We start from the raw sequence: 5480 nt of genomic DNA on the forward strand, positions 1-5480 counted from the left end.
CGATACACCCCTGAGACACCTTATGAAAAAAATGACGGCCACTGAAAAAAAGGCAATTACCCAAGACTGGAAAGAAGTGGTGGGGACTTATGAGATATATAAACCCCTTCATTTATTAAAGCGTAACGGCCCCCTGTTGACCGGCATTTATCTCAAGCCCGTTTATGGTGAGGAGCACTATGTTCCGGTGTTCCACACTCACTCATTGATGACGTCGTTCCCAGTAGTCTCGCTGGTTTCGCCGATATCACTATTGAACAATAAGGGTGTTGAGGAATCGATAAGCCCTTTGCGCCACTCAAATAAGTTCGAAGAACTTGTTGAACGTTTTCGATCACAATGTCCTATTGCGTTCCTCGAGACACTGTCATGTACCACGCTGGACTCTATTTATAAAACTACTGTAGCCAGTGGAGATAACTTCCCAGTACAGGCCATGACCGACAATATATTGTTATTGGCTTGGTGCAAAAAGAGTGCAATGGCCCACGAACGCATCGAGCATTACAAGTCCATCCTTCAGGGATGGCCGGAAGGTGTGACTCAACGCGTAGGCGGAGCAGCGGGCTGGGAGCGTGAAGTCAAGACACTGATGGACCCGCAGCATCTTGAAAACTCCGTTGCACAAGAATTAAAGAAGCTCAAACTGAGCCAGTTCCCGGATCACTCGCTTGTGTGTGATTAACCAGCAAGGCCCTCACAAAAAATGGGCACCCGACCCAGTCGGCGTGCCCATTTTTTCTACCACCCCGCCCCCTTCGAGACGGTAACGCCATTACGCGTTGACTGTGTCTTTGAGCGACTTGCCCGGCTTGAACGCAACAGTGTTGCTGGCCTTGATTTTCACCGGCTCACCGGTCTGTGGGTTTTTGCCAGTGCGTGCGCCGCGGTGGCGTTGCAGGAAGGTGCCGAAGCCCACCAGGGTGACGCTGTCCTTGCGATGCAGAGCGCCGGTGATTTCTTCAAGTACGGCGTTGAGTACGCGGTTGGCCTGTTCTTTGGTCAGGTCTGCTTTTTCTGCAATAGCGGCTGCGAGTTCTGGTTTACGCATAAGTGAAGCCTCTTTGACGGTTTTTTGTTGTTATGTCCGTGCTGCTCATCGACGGAGCAGCGCCCAAGGCGCCGCAGGCTCTACTCTGCGGCAGACGGGAGTGAGGATGGCATGCCCTCGCACGCTCCGCCAGTCTCGCAGCGACCTTTCTGAGGGAAGGAACGTGCTGATTCCGACAGAACGACCAGTATTTACGCCAGTAAAGGCGGAAGTTCTTTATTGAGGGCCAGTTTTTCCATAACCGCGCTACCGGTCAGCGCGTAACCCAGCAGGCGACCGCTGGCGTCGCGGCACAGGGCCTTGATATCGGCGCCCTGGCCTTCGACACTCCAGACGCCTTCGGTGCCCCGTGGCGGTGGCGACACGACCAGCGGGCAAATCGGGGTTTTCACGGTGATCGGCATCGGCCCGTAGCTGACGGCGGTGGCATTGCCGGCCAGGGTCTGGGCCAAGGCACGGGCGCAGCTCATCAGCGGCATCACGTACAGCAGGTTCAGCCCATCGACCTCGGCGCAGTCGCCCAGGGCGTAGATGTTGGCGTGAGATGTCTTGAGGTGGCGGTCCACCATGATCCCACGGTTGGTCTGCAAGCCGGCAGCTGCAGCCAGGTCGACACGTGGACGCAGGCCGATGGCCGAGATCACCAGGTCGCAGTGAATCACTTCACCGTCGGACAGGTGAGCTTCCAGGCCGTCGGCAGTGCGCTGCAGACGGTTGAGCACCGGCCCCAGGTGGAAACGTGCGCCGAGGCCTTCCAGCCCAGCCTGCACCGCTGCAGCGGCTGCCGGGTGCAACAGGGTCGGCATGACTTGTTCGCACGGCGCCACCAGGTCGATTTCATAGCCGCCAAGGATCAGGTCGTTGGCGAACTCGCAACCAATCAGGCCGGCGCCCAGCAACAGCACGCGACGCTTGCCGGCCGCAGCAGTGCGAAAACGGGCGTAGTCTTCAAGGTCGTTGATCGGGAAAATCAGCTCAGCCGCATCGCCTTCGACCGGCACACGCACCGTCTCCGCGCCCCAGGCCAGGATCAAGTCGCGGTAAGCCACCGCTTCCTCGCCGATCCACAGACGCTTGTGGCCCGGGTCGATGCCGCTGATGCGGGTGTGAGTGCGCACTTCGGCCTTGAGTTGCTCGGCCATGGCGCCCGGTTCAGCCATGCTCAGGCCATCGGCTTCCTTGTTCTTGCCAAAGCCGGTGGAGAGCATGGGCTTGGAGTAGGAGCGCCCGTCATCCGCGGTGATCAACAGCAGTGGGGTCTCGCTGTCGAGCTTGCGAAACTCCCGGGCCACGTTATAACCGGCCAATCCTGTGCCGATGATCACGACAGGTGCGTTCATTCCTTTCTCCTCGTAGTACATTTCTTAAAAATTCAGATCAGCCGATTTCGATCATTTCGAAATCCATCTTGCCCACGCCGCAGTCCGGGCACAGCCAGTCTTCCGGGACGTCTTCCCAACGGGTGCCAGGCAGGATTCCATCATCCGGCCAACCGTCTTTCTCGTCATAGATCAGGCCACAGACTACACATTGCCACTTCTTCATTACTTGCTTCCTCAGGGTCCAGGCATCTTGGCCGACGGTCGATAGACCCGCGTTGCCGTGCGGCTCAGGGCGTTTTGTACTGATCGGGGCTGGCAGATGCAAGCACGATCGACGCAAACAGCCGGTTCAGTCCGGCAAAAAACCAGGACGCCATGGTAAGCTCGCCGCCTCTTTTGCTGCCAATACTGACTCACCGTGCCGCACTCAATCGACCCTCCCGATGCTTGCCAATGGCTGATCCAGAGCCTTCTACTGCCTGTGCCCACACCCTTGACCCTCAATTGGCTGTTCAATGAAGACTCGCTGACGCGGCGGCTGACGTGGCTGTCCAACGACGGCTTCAGCGTGACGCCGCTGTTCGAAGGCTGGCAGCCTTTGCGCGATGATGAGTGTGTGGCACTGGGCCTGCCCACGGCCACTGTCGGTTGGGTACGTGAGGTGTATCTGCGTGGGCATGGCCAACCGTGGGTGTTCGCCCGTAGCGTGGCGGCGCGCAGTGCACTGGAGGGTGACGGCCTGCATATGGATGAACTGGGTAGCCGCTCGCTGGGGGAGTTGTTGTTCTGCGATCACGCCTTCACCCGCCAGGCCATCGAGGTGTGCCATTACCCACGGCAATGGCTACCCACTGCGAATCAGGCCGATGGGCTATGGGGTCGCCGTTCGCGCTTTGATCGCGGGCCCTTGAGCGTGCTGGTCGCTGAAATCTTCTTGCCCAGCTTCTGGCATGCGCTGCATGACCATCCGGAGAACTGCTGATGTATCAACGTCTGCTCAAATCCTTGAACCACCTGAACCCCAGGGCCTGGGACTTCATTCAACTGACCCGCATGGACAAGCCCATCGGCATTTACCTGCTGCTGTGGCCGACGCTGTGGGCGCTATGGATCGCCGGCAAGGGCTCGCCGTCCGTTCTCAACATCGTGATTTTCGTGCTGGGCGTGGTGCTGACCCGCGCCGGTGGCTGCGTGATCAACGACTGGGCCGACCGCAAGGTCGACGGCCATGTGAAGCGCACCGAGCAACGCCCGCTGGTGAGCGGCAAGATCAGTTCCAAAGAGGCGCTGATGTTTTTTGCGGTGCTGATGGGCATCAGTTTCCTGTTGGTACTGCTGACCAACGCCACCACCATCCTGCTCTCCCTCGGCGGCCTGGCGCTGGCGGCAAGCTATCCGTTCATGAAGCGCTACACCTATTACCCGCAAGTGGTGCTGGGCGCGGCGTTTTCCTGGGGCATGCCGATGGCGTTCACCGCCGAAACCGGCCACCTGCCCGCCACCGCGTGGCTGCTGTACATCGCCAACTTGCTGTGGACGGTGGGTTACGACACTTATTACGCGATGACCGACCGCGACGATGACTTGAAGATTGGCGTGAAATCCACGGCCATTCTGTTCGGCGATGCCGACCGTGTGATCATCCTCACGCTGCAGGGCCTGTCGCTGGTGTGCCTGTTATTGGCAGGCGCACGATTCGAACTGGGCGGCTGGTTCCATCTGGGTCTGCTGGCGGCGGCGGGCTGCTTTGCCTGGGAGTTCTGGTACACCCGGGACAGGGATCGCATGAAGTGCTTCAAGGCGTTTTTGCACAACCACTGGGCCGGGTTGGCGATTTTTGTCGGGATTGTGGCGGATTACGCCTTTCGCTGAGTTTTTGGGGTGGCTGGGCTGACGCCTTCGCGGGCAAGCCCACTCCCACATTTGGAATGCGTTCCCCTGTGGGAGCGGGCTTGCCCGCGAAGGTCTCAGCGGCGCCGCAGGTTCAGGGCTTGATGACGTGCCACGCCCCACCCTTGCCATCACCGGCCTTGTCACCGGCCTTATGGTCATCCTTGTAGGTATAGACCGGCTTGCCCTTGTAGGCCCACTGGCTGGAGTTGTCGTCGCGGGTGATGACGGTCCAATCGCCCGTCGGCTTGTCAGTCGACTCAGCCTTCAACGGCGGCCAGTTGGTCGCGCACTGGTCCTTGCACACTGACTTGCCGTCAGCGTCCTTGTCGAAGGTGTAGAGGGTCAGGCCCTTGTGGTCCACCAATACCCCGTCTTGAGTCATCGCGGGCTCCGCCGCGAATGCCACCGTCGGCAATGTCAACGCAGCCGTGACCAGCAGGGCTTTCCAGGAAAACGTACTTTTAGTCATCGGAACCTTCCTTTTGTGGTTGTCAGGATTCGGTCCCAAAGCGTAGTCCAGAGCGACGCAAATTGCCCAAGCGACTAAATTACTGTCACACGACTGCAATAATTCCGTTATCTAATGCGGCGCAAGACAGTTAAATGACAAGAGGATTTAGGCATGGTTGGCAGGAGCATTCTGATCGTCGACGACGAAGCGCCCATCCGCGAGATGATCGCCGTTGCGTTGGAAATGGCCGGCTATGACTGCCTGGAGGCGGAGAACTCCCAGCAGGCCCACGCCATTATCGTCGACCGCAAGCCGGACCTGATCCTGCTGGACTGGATGCTGCCTGGCACCTCCGGCATCGAGCTCGCCCGCCGCCTCAAGCGTGACGAGCTGACCGGGGATATCCCGATCATCATGCTCACCGCCAAGGGTGAAGAAGACAACAAGATCCAAGGGCTGGAAGTCGGCGCCGACGACTACATCACCAAACCCTTTTCCCCGCGGGAACTGGTTGCACGCCTGAAGGCCGTACTGCGCCGCGCCGGCCCTACCGATGGTGAAGCGCCTATTGAAGTCGGCGGCCTGCTGCTGGACCCGATCAGCCACCGCGTGACCATTGACGGCAAGCCCGCCGAGATGGGCCCGACCGAATACCGCCTGCTGCAATTCTTCATGACCCACCAGGAGCGTGCCTACACCCGCGGCCAATTGCTCGACCAAGTGTGGGGCGGCAACGTGTACGTGGAAGAACGCACCGTGGACG

At 59.3% G+C, this 5480-nt stretch carries 8 protein-coding genes; 4 read left to right on the top strand and 4 right to left on the bottom strand.

Going from position 1 to position 5480, the window contains the following annotated elements; all coding sequences use genetic code 11:
* Window positions 1-685 (top strand): hypothetical protein (locus ACRESD_RS06280; protein ID WP_431750135.1); only part of this gene is annotated, 685 nt, incomplete at its 5' end.
* A 90-nt stretch (window positions 686-775) separates the two neighbouring features.
* Here ACRESD_RS06280 and ACRESD_RS06285 read toward each other — a convergent pair.
* The 3 genes from ACRESD_RS06285 to ACRESD_RS06295 form a co-directional block, all read right to left on the bottom strand.
* Window positions 776-1051, bottom strand: a complete 276-nt coding sequence (locus ACRESD_RS06285; RefSeq protein ID WP_003176958.1) for an HU family DNA-binding protein — start codon at window positions 1049-1051, stop codon at window positions 776-778.
* 191 nt (window positions 1052-1242) lie between these two features.
* Window positions 1243-2391: an NAD(P)/FAD-dependent oxidoreductase gene (locus ACRESD_RS06290; protein WP_431750136.1), complete on the bottom strand. Its 1149-nt coding sequence runs from the start codon at window positions 2389-2391 to the stop codon at window positions 1243-1245.
* Between the two features lie 37 nt (window positions 2392-2428).
* Window positions 2429-2596 carry a rubredoxin gene (locus tag ACRESD_RS06295; protein ID WP_015886569.1) on the bottom strand — a complete coding sequence of 56 codons (168 nt, stop codon included), beginning with the start codon at window positions 2594-2596 and terminating at the stop codon, window positions 2429-2431.
* 195 nt (window positions 2597-2791) lie between these two features.
* Between ACRESD_RS06295 and ACRESD_RS06300 the strand changes: the two genes are divergently transcribed.
* Together ACRESD_RS06300 and ubiA are read left to right on the top strand one after the other, a co-directional pair.
* Window positions 2792-3355 carry a chorismate lyase gene (locus tag ACRESD_RS06300; RefSeq protein WP_431750137.1) on the top strand — a complete coding sequence of 188 codons (564 nt, stop codon included), beginning with the start codon at window positions 2792-2794 and terminating at the stop codon, window positions 3353-3355.
* Entirely contained in the window at window positions 3355-4245 is an 891-nt protein-coding gene (ubiA, locus tag ACRESD_RS06305; RefSeq protein ID WP_431750138.1) for a 4-hydroxybenzoate octaprenyltransferase, read from the top strand. Before ACRESD_RS06300 ends, ubiA begins: the two co-directional genes overlap by 1 nt.
* 112 nt (window positions 4246-4357) lie before the next feature.
* Here the strand turns inward: ubiA and ACRESD_RS06310 are convergent, their stop codons facing one another.
* Window positions 4358-4735: a COG4315 family predicted lipoprotein gene (locus ACRESD_RS06310; protein ID WP_431750139.1), complete on the bottom strand. Its 378-nt coding sequence runs from the start codon at window positions 4733-4735 to the stop codon at window positions 4358-4360.
* A gap of 153 nt (window positions 4736-4888) precedes the next feature.
* On the opposite strand from ACRESD_RS06310, the gene phoB reads away from it, so the two are divergent.
* Window positions 4889-5480 (top strand): phosphate regulon transcriptional regulator PhoB (gene phoB, locus ACRESD_RS06315; RefSeq protein ID WP_431750140.1); only part of this gene is annotated, 592 nt, incomplete at its 3' end.

This window comes from Pseudomonas sp. (genome assembly GCF_050739995.1).
In the GTDB taxonomy this organism is placed as follows: Bacteria; Pseudomonadota; Gammaproteobacteria; order Pseudomonadales; family Pseudomonadaceae; genus Aquipseudomonas.